The organism is Litoribacter ruber, assembly GCF_018500185.1.
In the GTDB taxonomy this organism is placed as follows: domain Bacteria; phylum Bacteroidota; class Bacteroidia; order Cytophagales; family Cyclobacteriaceae; genus Litoribacter; species Litoribacter ruber.
Map to the genome: position 1 here is coordinate 31,759 of NZ_JAHBGI010000004.1, position 18,266 is coordinate 50,024.

The following is an 18,266-nucleotide window of genomic DNA, read 5'->3' on the forward strand; positions in this document are numbered from 1 at the left end:
TGCTTTTTAAGACATAATTTCTGCTTTTTATGCGTTTTTTTGATTGGTGGAGGTTTTGATAAGGATTCTGTAATTCAACTTTGGATATACTTAAACCACTAGTAATATGGATTTCAAACAATTTACCATCAAATCCCAGGAAGCCGTTCAGAAGGCCGCCGAGCTGGCCATGGCTGAGCAACAGCAGGCCATTGAGCCAGCCCATCTTTTGAAGGGGATTTTAGCGGAAGATGAAAATGTGACCGATTTTGTTTTTAAAAAATTGGGTGTCAATAAAGCCGTGCTTGCCACGAAATTGGATGGACTCATTCAATCCTTTCCAAAGGTGTCGGGCCAGCAGCCATACCTTTCCAATGCTTCAAACCAAGTGATGACCAAGGCCAAGGATTACCTCAAAACCTTTGGGGATGAGTTTGTGGCTATTGAGCATCTGACTTTGGGGATCTTGGCCGGATCGGACAAGACCGCCCAGCTGTTGAAAGATCAGGGGGTAGCCGAAAAGCCGCTGATCAATGCAATCAAGGAACTAAGAAAAGGAAATAAAGTGACAGATCAGAATGCAGAATCCAAATACAGGTCTTTGGAGAGATATTCCAAAAACCTGAACGAGATGGCCCAAAAAGGCAAAATTGACCCTGTGATCGGCCGTGATGAGGAGATCAGAAGGGTGTTGCAGATTTTGGCTAGGAGAACCAAAAACAACCCCATACTGCTCGGAGAGCCAGGTGTGGGTAAGACCGCCATCGTGGAGGGGCTAGCCCAACGGATCGTGAGCGGGGATGTGCCGGAAAACCTGAAGTCAAAAACCATTATCTCATTGGATATGGGGCTTTTGGTAGCCGGAGCCAAATACAAAGGTGAATTTGAGGAGAGACTCAAGGCTGTCATCAAAGAAGTGACCGATTCCGATGGGGAGATCATTCTTTTCATTGATGAAATCCATACGCTGATCGGTGCAGGTGGTGGAGGTGAAGGGGCCATGGATGCTGCCAACCTTCTCAAGCCAGCATTGGCCAGAGGGGAGCTACATGCGATAGGTGCGACCACCCTGAAGGAGTACCAAAAATACATCGAGAAGGACAAGGCTTTGGAAAGAAGGTTCCAGGCAGTAATTGTAGATGAACCGGATGCAGCGGATGCCATTTCCATCCTGAGGGGGATCAAGGATAAATATGAGCTTCACCATGGGGTGAGGATCAAGGATGATGCGGTGATTTCGGCTGTGGAATTGTCCCAGCGGTATATTTCCGACAGGTTTTTGCCGGATAAGGCCATTGACCTGATGGATGAAGCCGCCGCCAAACTGCGCATGGAGATAGATTCCCTTCCGCAGGAACTGGATGAGCTAAACCGTAGAATCATGCAGTTGGAAATTGAAAGGGAGGCCATTCGAAGAGAAAAAGACAAGGATAAAGAAGCTGTTCTCAGCAAGGAGATAGCCGAGCTTTCCGAAAAGCGCCAGGATGTAAAGGCCAAATGGGAAAGCGAAAAGGCGGTAATCCTGGGCATCAGAAGGGAAAAGGAAAATATCGACAAACTTAAGCTGGAAGCGGAACAGGCCGAAAGGGCCGGTGATTTTGGCAAGGTGGCGGAAATCCGCTATGGCAAGATCGGGGAATCTGAGCAAAAGCTTGGAAGCTTCCAAAAGCAGCTTGCCGAAATGCAGCAGGGATCCGCTTTGCTCAAAGAGGAAGTTGACAGCGAGGATATCGCCGCGGTAGTGTCCAAGTGGACCGGTATCCCGCTTTCCAAAATGATCCAGAGTGAGCGTGAAAAGTTACTTCATTTGGAGGATGAGCTAGGTAAGCGCGTGGCTGGACAAAGAGAAGCTATAGGCGCCCTCTCTGATGCGGTGAGAAGAAGCCGCGCGGGGTTGCAGGATCCCAAGCGCCCTATCGGTTCATTCATATTTCTAGGAACCACCGGGGTGGGGAAAACCGAATTGGCCAAAGCCCTTGCGGAATACCTGTTCAACGATGATAATGCCATGGTGAGGATCGATATGTCCGAATATCAGGAGCGTCATGCAGTGAGCAGGCTGGTTGGAGCGCCTCCAGGCTATGTGGGCTATGATGAGGGTGGGCAGCTGACCGAGGCGGTGAGAAGGAAACCTTACTCAGTAGTCTTGCTTGACGAAATAGAAAAAGCACACCCCGATGTTTTCAACATCCTGCTGCAGGTGCTTGACGACGGCAGGCTAACCGATAACAAAGGCCGGGTTGCCAATTTCAAAAACACCATTGTGATCATGACCACCAATATTGGCTCGCACCTGATTCAGGAGCGGTTTGCAAGTATGGAGGAATGGAACAAGGAGGAAGTCATGGAAAGCACCAAACAGGAGGTGTTTGACTTGCTGAAAAAATCCGTGCGGCCTGAATTCCTCAACCGGATAGATGAGACGATTATGTTTGAACCATTAAATAAAGGAATTATCCGCAAGATTGTCGACATCCAGTGGAAGGAGATCCAGAAACGCCTTGAGGAGGCAAACATCGAGATTGATGCCACCAAGGAGGTGTTGGATTATCTTGGTGAGGTGGGCTTCGATCCGCAGTTTGGTGCAAGGCCGCTGAAAAGAACCATGCAGCGCCTGATCCTTAATGAGCTTTCAAAGCAGATTCTGTCTGGATATATTAAAAACGACTCTGCGGTATTGGTAGACCTTGACGCTGACAAGCAGGTTTACTTTAAGAATGTAGAGAGTGTAGCTTTAGATTAATTGTCGCTAATTCTCTACGGAGAGTTTATAGAATAACTTAATAAAAAAAGCCTTCCGAATGATTTTCGGAAGGCTTTTTTTATTTGGCGGCTACTGCTTCGATTTCGATCAAAAGTTCAGGATTTGCCAGTGAATGTACTGCGATGGTAGAACGGGCCACCTTGTTTGGATTTTCATCATTGTTGAAATATTCTCCATAGGCATCGAACCAGGCATCCCAGTCTATTTTTCCATCCTTATCAGGTGCAAGGTAAACCCTTAGGAAAACCACGTCCTCCATGGCAAACCCGCCTTCTTCCAAGGTTTCCTTTATCCTGTTGAGGATCCCCAAGCTCTGCTCACGTGTGTCGCCATACCGTTGGTAAGTTCCCGCTTCCGCATTTTCAGCCTTCACGGGCGCGACCATGCCGGAGGTATAAAAATACTCAGCGCCATCCGGAATGTAAACACCTTTCAGGATACTGGCCTCGGGTCTGTCATAGCGTTTGATTTTCTTTTCGTCCTGATAGGTAGAGGTTTGCTGGCAGGAAACAAATAGCATTATTGCCAATAGAAATATGGAGGTTGGGTAAAGTCTGTTCATGGATAAAAGTTTTGGTGAAACATGGTTAAAGATAGGGGATTATTTGTAATGATGCTATGGGGAAACCGAAGACTGGTATTAAAGCAAAAGGGGCTGAAATAATCAGCCCCTCTGCAATTGGAATTAATTATTATCAATTTCCTACATATTGATCCCAGTTGAGTTCTGCCTGTGGGTGGGGAAACTGTCTGAAAATAGTACCCTGGTCGAAAGCTGTGGAGATTTCATCCAGACGGTCATACCTTCTAGTGTCAATCCACCTGTGCCCCCAAGGTTCGGCCCATAGCGAATATCTTCTTTGGTAGAGGATTTCACTAATCAGCGACGCCTGGTCAGTTGGTCCAGTGTAAGCCCCGATTCCCGCAGCGTTCCGGATAACGTTGATCGCTTCCACGGCCAGCTCTGGTTGGCTAAGGTTTGCGTGGGCCTCCGCTTTCAAAAGTATGAGTTCTTCGTTACGGATAAAAGGAATCGGTGCGGTGTTGGTCGGCCAGCGTGCATCCTGGTGAGTACCCACCAACGGAGTGGCATCAGTGGTTATGGTAACGGGAATTTCCCTTTCGAAAAACTTATTGGCCACCCTCAAATCTCCAGGTGTTGCATCAGCCAATACCGAGGGATGCACCACAATGATGGTATTCACCGCTGCATCCGGCACATAATACAGTGGATTAAAGGCATCTGGCGGACCGGTGAATGGGTGGGCAGGACCTGCCTGAAGGTTCCCGCTCATGTTCATGAATGATCCCTCCAAAGCGGTAAGCACTCCCTGCCAATTGTTGCGGTAGGCATTGGCTCTGGCCAAGATGGCCTGGTTTACCTGTCTTATAGCTGGTACAGAGGTGAAACCAGCAAACCCACTCGTCAAGGTGAAGGGGAACTCACCTGCTCCGGCAGCAGCAAAGCTTGATTCAGCCTGTTCCAACAAATTGGCTACATGGTCTAGGGCCACATCATAGTTGACAAATGGTCCGGGGTTCAAGGGGGCAGTCACATCTATGCGGATTCCGTTGTCATATACAAAATTGGCCGGGATCATAAATTGATACCCCTGGATCATTCTTGCAAAGCCGGTCACCGCACTGGTTTCCTCAGGTGAGAGTACATTTGTATTGCCCGCGGCGGTCACCAGTACATTGGCCTGATTGATTGCCTGGTAGGGGGCCGCCCAAGAACCTGCGCCTGTGTTTCCAAATCCAAAGTAGGAACGGTCCGGGGTTCTGCCTGCTTGGCCCAGCCAGTCGGTTTGGAATCTAGGGTCAGATGCATTCAAGTACCATACTTCTCGGCCAAATGTATTCCAGGCCTGGGAGACATTGGTGACGTAACCCCGGTGTCTGAATTCAAGACCTGTCAATAGGAACTGAATCTGTTCCCGTGAGGCATTTGACGACACGCTTTCAATTGATGGGTTGTTAGGGTCATCAATGGTGTCAAGTTGTAAAGGGTTGCAGCCGAGTATCAATGCTGACATGGCCAGCGCCCCAAGGATTTTATTTGTATTTTTCATGTGTTTCTTCTTAGTGGTTTAAAAATCAACTGTCAAATGGAAGAATATCCTTCTTGGTGTTGGATATGGGGCAATGTCAACGTTGTTGGCCACTGCTTGGGCTCCAAAGGTTGATGTTTCGGGGTCATAGCCCTCATATTTGGTGAAGAGGAACAGGTTATTTGCAGAAGTTCCCACCCTGATATTTTCTATGGCTCCCCCAAATGCCTGGCTTACCGTTGCTTTTGGAACAGTGTAGAATAAACCTACTTCCCTTACTTTAACGAATGAGGCATCCTGAACCCAACGGCCTGCGTTGTTGTAGGGGGCAGGGGGTCTTTGACGTCCGTTTGGAATTCCATCTCCTGTGTCATCGTTAAACCAGCCCCTTGTGGTGCCACCACCATCAGTGAGGAAAGAAGTAAGGTTGATGTTGTCACCCCCTTGTCTCCAATCCACTAGAAAAGAAAGCTCAAAATTTCTGGCGATGTTAAAAGAGTTATAGAAGGACATATTGAAATCCGGCTGGGCGTTGCCCCAAACCGTAAATCCACCTGGGATGCTTGGGTCCGCTGGGGTGCCGACAATGGTCGTAGGAGCATATCCCTCAGCATACAAGAAAGTACCCAATGCACTACCAAAGGCTCCTGCAGTATAAGTTGGGATGCCAAGTCGAGTTAGATTCACCCTGTTCTGCCAATAAAGTACTCGGGAAAACCAACGGAAATTCGCCTTGTCCACCACAGTCCCAAATAGGGCCAATTCAATACCCTTGTTCTGAAGCTCAGCCTCATTGCTAGGAGTAATGATTACCCCAGTGGATGGGGCAAGATTCAGGTTTTGAATGTTGTTCTGGGTATTTTTGATGTAATAGGTTGCTTCAAAACCAATTCTATTGTTGAAGAAATTGGCATCCAAACCAAATTCAAGTTCCTGAGCTGTTTCTGGGCGAATTTGACGGTTTCCGATCTGAGGGGATACCACCGAACCTAACAGTCCACCGATATTGGCTCCCTCCAGAGGGGTAAAGGTGTTTCCAAAAGCAACCGGGCCGGCAGTTTCGCCATAGGCTATTCTGGGCTTCAACTGTGAAACCACTGTTGGGTTCCAGAAATCAAAATTGGTCAAATTAACCGCCAATGAAGCCCTAGGGAAGGCGTAGAATAGGTTGGGGTCACCGTTGAGGGTGGATTTGTCCCATCTTATACCGACAGTACCGATGATTTTGTCATCAAAGTTGGCTTCTTGCTGCAAGAAAACACCCGCCTCCTGCACCTCACTGAAGAATTGCTGGTTGATTTCTTGAACGGAGGCCTGCTGAAGGTTTCTTTGGCCCGGAGCCAGTCCGCGGCCTCTGTTGAACAGGGCATCATTTTTAAAGTCCAGGCGGACCAAGCCTGCTTGGGAGTTCATATTGACCCTACCCAAGTTCCAATTGTAGACCAACGCAGCTTGGAAGTTGGTGTTCAAGCTTTCCTGCTTGCCCCAAAGTGCATCCCCGGGATTAGCTTGGCCTCTTTGAAACTGAAGGAACTCGGGCAGGTATACCAACGTGGTATTTTGGAGGAAGTCAACACCCCCAGCTACCTGGGCTTTAAGGAAACTTCTGCTGGTCTTGAATAAATCAATATCCAATGTGAAGGCCTGGATAAAGCGGTTGACATCCGAATTATTGACCGCATGATCGGTTACTGCCACAGGGTTTTCCGAGAAATACGGGTTGACCGGATAGATTCCATTTGCGTCGGGTCTCAGGTCAAAATAGTTGGGCACATAGGCGATGCTATACCCAATAGAGGCGCCGGAGTTGTTCTGGTTGCCGGTGAAACCCCTGTCCGTATCGGATTTGATATAATTGGAGGAAACCCCCAGTTTGATCGAGTTGGTGATCTTATGGTCGATATTTGCTCTTATAGAGTATCTTTCAAAACCTGTGTTTCTTACTGTACCATCCTCATTGGTGATGTTTCCCGAAATGAAAAACTTGGTCTTGTCTGTACCGCCGCTCACATTTAACCTTGTATTGGTCAACAGGGCGGTGTTGTTATAGAAATAATCCTCGTAATCTATCCGCACACCCTGTCTGAATCTCTCCAATTCAATTGGCCGTCGGGCCTCGGGGAAGAAGAAGTTGATTTTATCCTCACTCCAATCATCCACGCCCAGCAATCTTAAAGGTGTTGCAAATCCCACATCCTGGGAGAATGAAACTCTCGTTCTGCCTTCTGCACCTCTTTTGGTGGTGATTATTATTACCCCGGCATTGGCCCGGGTACCGTAGATTGCGGCGGCAGACGGACCTTTGAGGACTTCAATTGATTCGATGTCATTAGGGTTTAAATCTGCCAACCTATTTGCTCCATCATCCTGATTGGATGCGCCTGCTCCAGATACGGTAGCACGGCCCGTTCGTTGGAAGGAGTTGTTGATATACACCCCATCCACGATTATCAGGGGTTGGGAAGCGCCGGTAAGGGAGGAAATACCCCTCAATTGGATGGACATCCCTCCGCCTGGAGCACCGCCGTTGGACCGGATGGTGGCTCCGGCCACTTTTCCGTAAAGAGCCCCATCCGTGGTTTGAATGGTGGTGGTCCCGGTAAGCTCCCTGGCAGAAACCGAACTTACGGCATTGGCCAGGTTGGATCGCTTGACGTTGGAGGCAAGACCTGTAATCACCACTTCCTCCAAATTGGTGGCATCTTCCCGCAGCCTAACATTTAAAGTCGTGTTGGTGGGGCTAACGGTAAAGTTTTGGCTTAAATAGCCTAAGGAGGAAATAGCCAAGCTGACATCCTCATTTGTGGATACATTCAGGCTGAAATTCCCGTCAATATCCGTGACGGTACCCTGTGTGGTGTTCCGGATCAGGATGTTTGCCCCAATCAACGGTTCTCCTGTGCGTTCATCTACCACCGACCCGGTGACAGTGTACTGCGCCCATACCCCTCCCGTTGTCAGCAGGAAAAGGACCATGGCTGAGAATAATTTGTAGATTTCTCTCATGTTAGTATAAGTGTTTGAATATGGAATATATAGTGGTACTCTATACTAAATATAATTAAATTGTAAATTATTATATTGATATAGAGACAATAAAAATTTTGTTATTCCTGCTATTGGTGAAAAAGTAGCTAAATTAGGTTGTTTTTTGATTTGAATGGTTTTATTGAGGTAAAAACCAATAGGTCAGACGGTTAAGGGGGATAAAAAAAATCACCTTCGAAATTTCCGAAGGTGATTTGTAAGTTGTGGAGATGTGATTACGATTTGCTTTCCACTTTCACGTTTTTCAGCCTTAGCATGAAATCGCTCAGAACATTCATATAATTGATGAATGCCTCATAAGGATTCTCGTAAGGGCTGAAATAGGTGTGAATGTCCCCATCGGCGAAGAACTTGGTACACATGTAGTAGAAGTGGTCACTGGTCTGAAGATATTTCCAGTCCCTCTGAATGTCCGGATCGTCAGAGGTATTTACCAGTTCTTCCAATTCATAAAGCCTGTCAAAGGCCTCATCCTGCAGGTCGTTGCCCAACCAGGCGGTAAGGTCACGTTCTTCATCCGCCCAAGAAATCGGGGTAGGGACGTGGATTTTGCCTACAGGTGGGATGTTTTCTGCCACTTCAGAAGGCGTGGAGAAGGTGTAATTGGAGTATTTCATTACCGCCTCGGGTAGATGCCTCATGAAATCAAAGATACCGCTTTCAGCCCATTGGTGCTCCCCAAAGGTCTCGTAATCCATAAACAGGTTGATCACCTCTTCTTCCGGCGGGATTTGGTTGATCCAGTCTACAAATTTTTCTGTAGTGAGCGGCCAATCCGCCCAGCTTCTTTCGGAAAACCTAAAGGCTATATCATCGCTGAGTCGGAAGTTTTTTAGCAACACTTTAAGTTTGGGCTCGATGGCATTCACATAGACATAATTAGGGCTCTTCCATCCCAAAATATGCTTGGCACCTTCTGTCAAGATAGCCTTGTAGCCAAGTTCGGCAACCATTTCCCCAATGGTGTCGGAGTAGATCAATTCCGTATTCCTGAATACTGTGGGGGTATAGCCGTCAAAAAGTTCCTTGATCCTCTTTTGGTGCTTCTTGACCATGTCATGAAACTCCTCCTTGCTTTTCAGTGCGCAAAGGGCGTGGGTGTAGGTTTCATTTAGAAGCTCTACATGGCCCGTTTTGACAAGTTTCTGAAAGCTTTCCAAGACATCGGGTGCATACTGCTCAAATTGGTCGAGGGCTGTTCCCGAAATGGAGAAGCAGACTTTGAATTTGCCCTGATGTTGCTCGATAAGCTCAAGAAGTAGGGCGTTCATAGGCAGATAGCATTTTTCGGCCACCTTCCTCATTATATTTTTGTTCCCAAAAGAATCGTAATAATCGTGGTCTTCACCGATGTCGAAAAATCTGTAGGGTTTGAGTCGGTAAGGTTGGTGTACTTGAAAATAAAAACAAATGGTTCTCATAGGTTATTGATTTATAGTGGTTTTATAGGTGTCTATGACTTTTTTGGCCACATGTTCCCATTTTAATTTCTTTAATTCCTGACTTCCAAGTTCCTTGAACATCCTGGAAATGCCTTCGTAATGAAGCAGGGCAAAGATGGAGTCCGCCATGGAATCGATATCCCAGAAGTCCACCTTGATCGCATTGTGCAATACCTCTGCCACCCCCGACTGCTTGGATATAATCACCGGGGTATTGTGCCTCACCGCCTCTAGGGGTGAAATCCCGAAAGGTTCGGAAACAGATGGCATCACATACACATCCGAAATGGCAAACATTTCATCCACATCGGCACCTTTTAGAAATCCGGTGAAATGGAATTTGGTGCTGATGCGGAGCTCGGCCACCCGTGAGATCATCCTGTGGAGGAGATCGCCCGATCCCGCCATCACAAACCTGACATTGGGATCACGTTTTATTACTTTGTTTGCGGCTTCAATGAAGTATTCCGGTCCTTTTTGGAAAGTAACCCTTCCGAGAAAGGTCACGATTTTTTCGGGGACTTTTTTTCGCGCGTTGTGCTGTATGATGCTGGTGTCCATCACCGCGTTATGAATCACGGTGATTTTGTCAGGAGAAATCCCGTAACGGCTGATAATGGTGTTTTTGGTCAGCTGGCTGACAGCCAAAATGTGGTCGGCAGCTTCCATTCCAGCCCTTTCTATATCGTAAACTTTCTGGTTGACATGCTCACCAGATCGGTCAAATTCCGTGGCGTGAACGTGTGCGATCAGTGGTTTGCCGCTGATCTGCTTGGCTGCAATCCCCGCAGGAAAGGCCAGCCAGTCGTGGGCATGTATGATATCGTGGTCCTTGTTCTTGGAGATTTGAGCCGCTACCAGTGCATAGCGCGAAACTTCCATAAACAGGTCTTTTCCATACTTTCCGCTGAAGGAATATTTTTGGGCAAATACACTATCCTCTACATCAAAATGGTCATGTTCACTATAATCAGTGAATTTGGTGAATTCTTCGGGCCCCAAGTAGGGGACAAGGAAAGAGCTGACCTCCATATACGTGAGATTTTTCCAGACCTCTTGAAATCTCCTCTCCCGATAGTCGATTTCAATGTCACTGGCATTGACAAAATCAGCTACCGGATCTTCATCGCCCCAGAGTTTGGGTACAACAAAAATAATTTCTTGGTTATTGTGCATCATCCCTTTGACCAGACCGTAACATGCGGTACCGAGTCCTCCGGATATATGAGGCGGAAATTCCCAACCAAACATTAATACTTTCATGCGTTTCGGGTTAAGTGGCTCCATGAATGCCCTTGAGGGTGGCAAGGGGATTCAAAAAATTAAAGTTTATTGACTAGATGCATCATCCTGAGCATTTCTCCCACACTCCAGGCTTGGGATATTGCTCCTTTTGGACGGTGGGGCGGATCGCCGTCGTAGATTTCCGCGACGGTGCCCACGCCATATTGGGTCATCACCTCATCAAAAGCCGTGATGGTTTTTTCGATAAGGTTTTTGCCTTTATCTCCGTGGATGCGTAGATAGCCTTCCATAAAATGACCGAGCAACCAGGGCCAAACTGTGCCTTGATGGTATGCGTTGTCCCGTTGATACTGATTGCCTTGATAATATCCTTTGTAACGGGGATCGTCAGGGGCAAGGGTTCTCAATCCGCGGGTGGTAAGCAGTTTTGCCCGGGCCGTTTCCAGAATTGAATCGTTTTGAAAGTCAGATAGGGCTCTGAAAGGCAGCGAGGTGGCAAAAATCATATTGGGCCTGATGGACCAATCTTTCTCCTCTCCATTGACTACATCTGCCAAATAACCTTTTCGATCATCCCAAAAGTTTTCCTCAAAGGAGTTTCTGACTTTTTGTGCAAGTTCGTTAATGTTTTCTTCTCCGGAAAGAGAATAGTAAAAACAAAGTGCATTGTACCAAAGTGCGTTGATCTCAACTGGGCAACCGATCCTCGGTGTCACGGGGCCGTCGTCGGTCACAGCGTCCATCCAGGTGAGGGCTTTGCCTTCCTCCCCTCCGCAAAGCAAACCGTTTTCCAATACACGAATGTTGAAATCAGTTCCCGATATGAAGCCATCGATGATTTGCTTCATGTATTTGAGGTGTTTATCCTTGATTGTAGCTTCGTCTTCAGTGAAAATGACATATTGCTGCAATGCCCAAAAATACCATAACGGCGCATCCAGGGAATTCATGTTGGTATCCACACCGCTACCCACATTGGGGAATAAGGGGCCCTTCATGTCTCTGGTCATGGTTTCCATGATTTCAAGGAAGGTTTCTTTTTGGCCCAAAGTAAGGGTGAGGCCTGGTGCTGCTATAAATGTATCCCTGCCCCACCAGCCAAACCAGGGGAAGCCTGCAATGACATGGGTTTTTCCATCCCTTTTGGCAATAAATTGGCCTGCTGAATTTTTAAGGCAGTTTGCAAAATTGTTTCTCGGGAACCTTCTGGCTACTTCTTTTTCGAAGGACTGTTTTCTGGTGGCCGCTTTGGCTTCCTGGAGACCCGCCGAAAATATAACGGGCTCATCCTTGGTGATCTCTACCTCAAAATAACCTGGCACATAGAGATCCTCATGATAATCATAGCCCCTTTCCCTTTCGCGGATATACTCAATGTCGTAATACCAATCCGGGGCGGGCACAAATTCATTTTTCTTCGAAAGCTGTAAATAAAGTGGATCGTAGGCATCGTATAGCCTAAACACGACACCCTGGTCAGCTTTTTTATATTTTTTGTTTAAATAGGTATTGGCCTTGGATAGACTGTGGTGGCCACGGAACGCCAAAAACGGCTGGAGCCTCAACTTGGTAGGGCTGTGTGCCTCCAAAAGTGTGTACCTGATCATCACCCGGTCCCGGTTGGAATCCAGGATGATTTCCTTTTGCAACAAAACACCCCCAACCCTATAAGTAAGCTTCGGGATGGGTTCGGTATCAAAATCCTCTAGGTATTTATGTCCGCGCGGGGAATAAGTGCCCGGGTATTTGGCAATTCCAAGGTTGAAACTGGCTCCGTGCTGCACCACCGTCTCATGGACATTGGATAGCATTACATGGTGCTGGGAATCTATTTGGGGTTGCGGGGCGACCAGGAGACCGTGATATTTTCTGGTGTTGCAGCCAATAATGGTAGAATTGGTGTAACAGCCGGATTTGTTGGCCCGGATAATTTCTTTCTCCAAAGAATAATTCAAATTGATAAGTTGAGTCTTATCAAAGTGTATGTAGCTCATAGGTTAGTGGTTTGATACTGTTTGTATAACCATAAAAATACCTTTTTGTGGGGGAAAGAAAAACAAAAGCGCAAAAAAAAGACCATCCGGAGATGGTCTAATGTTATTGGGCTACTGATGTTGAGTCTTTTTGCAGTTCCTCCCAATTGCGGAGGGATTCGTCGAACTTGTTTAAATACAGGTTAATAAAACGCAAATCCACAGGTTTCACCTTGGGAAATACGGGCGAAGATTTAAATAATGTAAACATTGCCGATTATTGGTTTAATTTAAGTCACAGAGAACAATTAAAATGCCAACAAAATTAATTGCCGGGCTGAAAAAAGAAAACCCCTTGAGTCGTCAAGGGGTTTAGGGTGGAAGACCGGGTTCGAACCGGCGACCTCTGGATCCACAAACCAGCGCTCTAACCAGCTGAGCTACAACCACCGTTTGAAGTCTTTTTCAGAAACTGTTTCCTGAATGGATTGCAAAGGTAGTATTTTGATATATTCGATGCAATAGCCAGGAAGTTATTTTCTTGAAAATTTTAATCTTTCTCCCATTTTCTCTTCATGAAATATGCCGTTTTCGTACGCCAAGTGCCCGGAAACGATCGTATGGGTCACTCTTGACTTGAAAGTTTGTCCTTCAAAAGGTGACCAGCCGCATTTGGAAAGCACGTTTTCGGCTGTTACTTCCCATGGGTTGTCCAGGTCCACCAATACCAAGTCGGCATGGAAGCTTGGACGGATATAGCCCCGTTTTTCCACTTCGAAAAGAATAGCAGGATGGTGACACATTTTCTGGACTATGGCTTCCAGGCTGATTTTCTTCTGATGGTACATTTCCAGCATGGCCACTAGGCTGTGCTGAACCAAGGGACCTCCTGATGGGGCATTGGCATATTTGTTGGCTTTTTCCTCTTTGGTGTGGGGGGCATGGTCGGTGGCGATCACATCGATTCGGTTGTCCAGTACGCCTTTGAGGATTTCATCTCGGTCGGCGGCACTTTTTACCGCAGGGTTCCATTTGATGAGCGTGCCTTTTTCATCATAATCCTCATCGGTAAACCATAAATGGTGCACACAGGCCTCTGCAGTGATTCTTTTTTCTTCCAAAGGAATGGTGTTGTCAAATAGACTGACCTCTTTGGCGGTGCTGATATGGAGGATGTGCAACTTTGTTCCGTGTTTACGCGCCAAGTCTACTACTTTCTTCGAGGCATCATAGCATGCTTCTGCCGAACGGATCAAGGGGTGGTATTTGATGGGGATATCTTCCCCAAATTCTTGCTGGTATTTTTTAAAATTGGCCCTGATGATATCATCATTTTCGCTGTGGGTGGCGATTAAGATGGGGCTTTTTTCAAAGATCTTTTCCAAAGTTTCCAGATTGTCCACCAGCATATTGCCGGTGGAGGAGCCCTGAAAAACTTTTATTCCACAAACATTCTGGGGGTCTACTTTCAACAGTTCATCCAGGTTGTCATTGGTGGCCCCCAGATAAAAAGAGTAATTGGCCAGGGAAGTTTGGGAAGCGATTTTATATTTCTCCTCCAGCAGTTCAATGGTGGTGGACTGGGGGACGGTATTGGGCATTTCCATGTAGGAAGTGATCCCTCCGGCCACGGCGGCCCTGCTTTCTGTTTTGATATCTGCTTTATGGGTAAGTCCCGGCTCCCTGAAATGCACCTGGTCGTCAATGATGCCCGGGAGGAGGTATTTGCCCTTGGCGTCAATATGGATGTCGGCTTCATGCTCGCTGAGGTCACCCCCGGCTACAAAGATGAGCCCGTCCCTTACCAATACGTCTCCTAGGGATATCTGTCCTTCATTTACTATATTTGCATTTGTTATTAAGATGCTTTTCATAGGTTTTGAACTTACTTATGGAATTTCTGCTTTTAATATTTCTCAAATTGTATCCTTAAAAATAGTAAACATGTCGGACAGCCCCGTAAGTTTTGAAGAATTTAAATTAAATAAGCAGCTTTTGGAAGCTGTCCGGGAGGCAGGTTTTGAAAAACCCACACCTATCCAGGCTAAGGCCATCCCGTTGGCACTAGCCGGGCATGATGTTTTAGGGATCGCCCAAACGGGCACCGGGAAGACGGCCGCCTATGTGCTTCCTATTCTGATGAAAATCAAATATGCGCAAGGGATGCATCCCCGAGCGCTGGTGTTGGCGCCCACACGGGAGCTGGTGATGCAGATTGAGGAAGCTATCCTGCAGTTTGGCAAATACACGGACCTGAGGTACGTGTGTCTGTATGGCGGAATAGGCCCCACCACCCAAATTGAAAAAATCCAACAAGGAGTGGACGTGATCGTATCCACGCCCGGGAGATTTGTGGACCTATACAGCAGGGGGGCGATTTTTGTCAAGGAGATCAAAACCATGGTGATGGATGAAGCCGACAAGATGATGGATATGGGCTTTATGCGCCAGATCCGGTCTATACTTGAGATCCTGCCCGTAAAAAGGCAAAACCTGTTGTTTTCCGCCACCTTTGCTGACAAGGTGGAGATCCTTAGTCAGGAATTTCTGGAGTTTCCCGAGCGGATAGAAGTGGCTCCCCAGGCGACCACGGCAGAAACCATCGATCAGGTAAAATATCTGGTGCCCAACATCAAAACCAAGATCAACCTGCTGGAGCATATCCTCCAAGGCGAGGAAGTGAAGAGGGCGATGATTTTTACCAAATCCAGGAAAAATGCCGAGGAGGTATTTAATTATATAGAAAGGAAAAAGCTGGGAGAAGTGCGGGTGATCCATGCCAACAAGGGGCAGAATACCCGCATCAATTCCATGGAGCAGTTTAAGGCAGGGGATATCCGGATCCTGGTGGCAACAGATGTGGCTTCTAGGGGGCTGGATATTTCCATGGTGAGCCATGTGATCAATTTTGATGTGCCATTGATCTACGAGGATTACGTGCACAGGATCGGGCGTACGGGACGTGCGGAGCAGGAAGGAAAGGCCATCACCTTTGTGAATCCTGTGGAGGAATTTCATTTTGAAAAGATCGAAGAGATCATCAGGATGCCGGTGCCGGAAAGCCACATTCCAGCGGAAGTGACGGTAGTGGATACGCCGTTTTCAGAAAAACAGGCTTATGCCAGGGAGATTGACAACCAGAAGAAAAAAGCGGATCCGGATTACCTGGGCGCCTTCCATGAGAAAAAGGCCAGGCCGAAAACCAATCCCCATGAAAAGCCGGCAGCCGATCCAAGAAAGCATCAGCGCCAAAAAGCCAAGAAAAACCGTAACCAGATGAAAACCCAGGGTAAGAATAAAAAACGGTCATAATATTGAGAAGCTCCACTTGTGGAGCTTTTTTTTATGAGCTAGGTCATTTTTTTAAGACTTGCATGTGGCTACTTTTACTTATATTTAAATGAGCTTCAACTTATCAGGTCATGAATCTATTAAGGAAAATTTTTTTGCTTGGATGCTGTCTGGGATTTTTTGTTTCCTGTGGAGAAAATTATGAGAAGGCAACGGTAAAAAGAGGCAATATTTCCGAATCCGTATATGCTTCCGGGATAGTCAAAAGCCTTGGGCAATACCAGGCCTATGCCACGGTGTCAGGGCTGGTCGATGAAGTGTATGCCCAGGAAGGCGATACCGTGAAAATAGGCGATCCTATTATTTCTATCTATAATGAGTCGGGGAGGTTAAACAGGGAAAGCGCCGAGCTTGCCAGGGCCTATGCCGACCGGCAGGCTAACCAGAGCCGGTTGAGAGACTTGGAAATCGCCGTGGAGCTAGCGAAGAGCCAATTGGAGAATGATTCTCTGATGCTGGAAAGGCAAAAGAGACTGAGAAGCCAGGGGGTGGGCACGGAAACCGAAATGGAAAGGCGCGAACTAAACTTCAGGAATTCTGCCACCCAATACCAGTCCAGTAAAATCCGGTACCAAGAACTCAAGCGTGAAATCGATTTTCAGGACAGGCAGGCCTACCAAAACTTAAAAATCAGTAGGGCAATGGAGGATGATTTTTTGGTGACCTCACGTGTGGATGGGGTGGTGTTTTCTATGCTAAGAGAGAAAGGGGAGCTGGTCTCTCCACAGACGCCCTTAGCGGTGCTTGGCCAGGCGGGTAAATATTTTCTCGAATTGCAGGTGGATGAATATGATATTGTAAAAGTCCGCACCGGGCAAAAAGTATTTGTTAGCATGGACAGCTACAGGGGGCAGACCTTTGAAGCGATAGTCACCAAGATCAACCCCATTCTTAATCAGGCAAGCAAAAGTTTTACAGTGGAGGCGGTCTTTACCAAGGAGCCCGAGCAGCTTTTCCCCTTTCTGACTTTGGAGGCCAATATTTTGATAAAGGAAAGCAAGGAAGCTTTGCTGGTCCCTAGAAATTTTATCCATCAGGACAACTATGTGGTCACGGAGCAAAAGGATACCTTGGAAGTGAGATTGGGCATCAGGGATTTTCAGATGGCGGAATTGATAGAAGGGGTGGAGGAAGGGACAAAACTCATCAGAAGACCATGAAATGGGGCCTGATTACCGAACTTGCCTGGGCCTTGATGGTGGCCAGGGGGAAGCAGACCATTGTTGCCGGAGTGGGGGTGGTATTTAGCATCACCATGTTTGTGGCGCTACTTGGTTTCATGAATGGTCTAAACTCCATGCTCGACGGGTTGATCCTTAACCGTACTCCCCACATCCGCTTTTACAATGAGGTGAAACCAAATCCAAACCAACCGATTCAGCTTTTTGACCGGGAGACCCACCATGTGATCCGATCCATCAAACCAAGCGCTTCCAGACTGGATATACACAACAGTGGGCCGATTATGGAAAGTCTTTCCAGAGATCCGCGTGTGCTGGGAGTCACGCCAAGGATCACCGCGCAGGTGTTTTATAATGTAGGGACCATCGACATCACCGGGGTGGTCAACGGGGTGGATGTGGCCAAGGAAGCAGACCTTTTTTCATTTGAGGATTATGTGACCACTGGGAATGTGCAGGATTTAAATAATACGCTGAACAGTGTGATTCTGGGCAAGGGGGCAGCAGACAGAATGCTAGCCGAAATCGGGGATTTGATCCAGGTGACCACTGCCCAAGGTAACCGAATGCAACTAAAGGTGGTGGGGTATTTTCAGTCAGGACTTGGGGATGTGGACAATGTACAAAGCTATGCATCAATAAATACTGTGCAAAAGATGCTGGGTGAACCGGCCTCGTACGTGACAGATATTCAGGTCAAGCTTCATGATTTAAACCTGGCTCCCGCAATGGCAAGAGAGCTGGCAGAAGTCTACCAAGTGGATGCGGACGATATCCAAACAGTGAACGCACAATTTGAAACAGGGACACAAGTGCGGTCCCTGATCAGCTATGCCGTGGGAATCACCCTTTTGGTGGTGTCGGGTTTTGGTATTTATAACATCCTCAACATGATGATTTATGAGAAGATGGATACCATTGCCATCCTGAAGGCCATTGGCTTTTCGGGCCGGGATGTCAATTTGATTTTTATCATCATTGCGCTGATCATCGGGGTTGTGGGTGGGGCTTTGGGTCTTGTATTTGGCTTCCTGGCCGGATTGGGCATCGAGCGGATTCCATTTGAAACGGAGGCCTTGCCCACCATCAAAACCTTTCCCGTAGATTTCAACCCCAAGTATTATGTGATTGCGGGAGTGTTTAGCATAGTGACCACCTATTTTGCCGGATATTTTCCAGCCAAGAAAGCCAGTAAGATTGACCCTGTGGATATCATAAGGGGGAAATAATGG

At 47.2% G+C, this 18,266-nt stretch carries 11 protein-coding genes and 1 tRNA gene; 4 read left to right on the forward strand and 8 right to left on the reverse strand.

The window, feature by feature from the left end; genetic code table 11:
* The first annotated feature begins 106 nt into the window (after positions 1-106).
* Positions 107-2,722 carry an ATP-dependent chaperone ClpB gene (clpB, locus tag KIH41_RS06695; RefSeq protein ID WP_214161946.1) on the forward strand — a complete coding sequence of 872 codons (2,616 nt, stop codon included), beginning with the start codon at positions 107-109 and terminating at the stop codon, positions 2,720-2,722.
* 79 nt (positions 2,723-2,801) lie between these two features.
* Here the strand turns inward: clpB and KIH41_RS06700 are convergent, their stop codons facing one another.
* The 8 genes from KIH41_RS06700 to KIH41_RS06735 all read right to left on the reverse strand — a co-directional run bounded on the left by KIH41_RS06700 (position 2,802) and on the right by KIH41_RS06735 (position 14,376).
* Positions 2,802-3,305, reverse strand: a complete 504-nt coding sequence (locus KIH41_RS06700; RefSeq protein WP_214161947.1) for a RidA family protein — start codon at positions 3,303-3,305, stop codon at positions 2,802-2,804.
* A gap of 133 nt (positions 3,306-3,438) precedes the next feature.
* Positions 3,439-4,815 (reverse strand): RagB/SusD family nutrient uptake outer membrane protein, encoded by a 1,377-nt coding sequence (locus KIH41_RS06705; protein WP_214161948.1) that lies wholly within the window; start codon positions 4,813-4,815, stop codon positions 3,439-3,441.
* A gap of 18 nt (positions 4,816-4,833) precedes the next feature.
* Positions 4,834-7,800 (reverse strand): SusC/RagA family TonB-linked outer membrane protein, encoded by a 2,967-nt coding sequence (locus KIH41_RS06710; protein ID WP_214161949.1) that lies wholly within the window; start codon positions 7,798-7,800, stop codon positions 4,834-4,836.
* Positions 7,801-8,057: 257 nt separating this feature from the next.
* Positions 8,058-9,263: a glycoside hydrolase family 57 protein gene (locus KIH41_RS06715; protein ID WP_214161950.1), complete on the reverse strand. Its 1,206-nt coding sequence runs from the start codon at positions 9,261-9,263 to the stop codon at positions 8,058-8,060.
* Between the two features lie 3 nt (positions 9,264-9,266).
* Complete coding sequence (locus KIH41_RS06720; RefSeq protein WP_213943355.1) at positions 9,267-10,547, reverse strand: glycosyltransferase family 4 protein; 1,281 nt, start codon at positions 10,545-10,547, stop codon at positions 9,267-9,269.
* A 59-nt stretch (positions 10,548-10,606) separates the two neighbouring features.
* Positions 10,607-12,523: an amylo-alpha-1,6-glucosidase gene (locus KIH41_RS06725; RefSeq protein ID WP_214161951.1), complete on the reverse strand. Its 1,917-nt coding sequence runs from the start codon at positions 12,521-12,523 to the stop codon at positions 10,607-10,609.
* Between the two features lie 354 nt (positions 12,524-12,877).
* Positions 12,878-12,953: transfer RNA gene (locus KIH41_RS06730), tRNA-His, on the reverse strand.
* A gap of 82 nt (positions 12,954-13,035) precedes the next feature.
* Positions 13,036-14,376, reverse strand: coding sequence for a dihydroorotase (locus KIH41_RS06735; RefSeq protein WP_214161952.1), 1,341 nt, complete (start codon positions 14,374-14,376; stop codon positions 13,036-13,038).
* A gap of 70 nt (positions 14,377-14,446) precedes the next feature.
* Between KIH41_RS06735 and KIH41_RS06740 the strand changes: the two genes are divergently transcribed.
* From KIH41_RS06740 to KIH41_RS06750, 3 genes are all read left to right on the forward strand, one after another.
* The gene (locus tag KIH41_RS06740) at positions 14,447-15,814 is read left to right on the forward strand and encodes a DEAD/DEAH box helicase (protein ID WP_213943358.1); all 1,368 of its coding nucleotides are present in this window, start codon (positions 14,447-14,449) and stop codon (positions 15,812-15,814) included.
* Positions 15,815-15,924: 110 nt separating this feature from the next.
* Positions 15,925-17,013 (forward strand): efflux RND transporter periplasmic adaptor subunit, encoded by a 1,089-nt coding sequence (locus tag KIH41_RS06745; protein WP_214161953.1) that lies wholly within the window; start codon positions 15,925-15,927, stop codon positions 17,011-17,013.
* On the forward strand, positions 17,010-18,263 hold the full coding sequence (locus tag KIH41_RS06750) for an ABC transporter permease (protein WP_214161954.1): 1,254 nt from the start codon (positions 17,010-17,012) through the stop codon (positions 18,261-18,263). Before KIH41_RS06745 ends, KIH41_RS06750 begins: the two co-directional genes overlap by 4 nt.
* The last annotated feature ends 3 nt before the right edge of the window (positions 18,264-18,266 follow it).

What these genes read in the sequence shown, in the direction of transcription:
- clpB (WP_214161946.1), top strand. Translation starts at nt 107, where the DNA reads ATGGATTTCAAACAATTTACCATCAAATCCCAGGAAGCCGTTCAGAAG.
- KIH41_RS06700 (WP_214161947.1), bottom strand. Translation starts at nt 3,305, where the DNA reads ATGAACAGACTTTACCCAACCTCCATATTTCTATTGGCAATAATGCTA.
- KIH41_RS06705 (WP_214161948.1), bottom strand. Translation starts at nt 4,815, where the DNA reads ATGAAAAATACAAATAAAATCCTTGGGGCGCTGGCCATGTCAGCATTG.
- KIH41_RS06710 (WP_214161949.1), bottom strand. Translation starts at nt 7,800, where the DNA reads ATGAGAGAAATCTACAAATTATTCTCAGCCATGGTCCTTTTCCTGCTG.
- KIH41_RS06715 (WP_214161950.1), bottom strand. Translation starts at nt 9,263, where the DNA reads ATGAGAACCATTTGTTTTTATTTTCAAGTACACCAACCTTACCGACTC.
- KIH41_RS06720 (WP_213943355.1), bottom strand. Translation starts at nt 10,547, where the DNA reads ATGAAAGTATTAATGTTTGGTTGGGAATTTCCGCCTCATATATCCGGA.
- KIH41_RS06725 (WP_214161951.1), bottom strand. Translation starts at nt 12,523, where the DNA reads ATGAGCTACATACACTTTGATAAGACTCAACTTATCAATTTGAATTAT.
- KIH41_RS06735 (WP_214161952.1), bottom strand. Translation starts at nt 14,376, where the DNA reads ATGAAAAGCATCTTAATAACAAATGCAAATATAGTAAATGAAGGACAG.
- KIH41_RS06740 (WP_213943358.1), top strand. Translation starts at nt 14,447, where the DNA reads ATGTCGGACAGCCCCGTAAGTTTTGAAGAATTTAAATTAAATAAGCAG.
- KIH41_RS06745 (WP_214161953.1), top strand. Translation starts at nt 15,925, where the DNA reads ATGAATCTATTAAGGAAAATTTTTTTGCTTGGATGCTGTCTGGGATTT.
- KIH41_RS06750 (WP_214161954.1), top strand. Translation starts at nt 17,010, where the DNA reads ATGAAATGGGGCCTGATTACCGAACTTGCCTGGGCCTTGATGGTGGCC.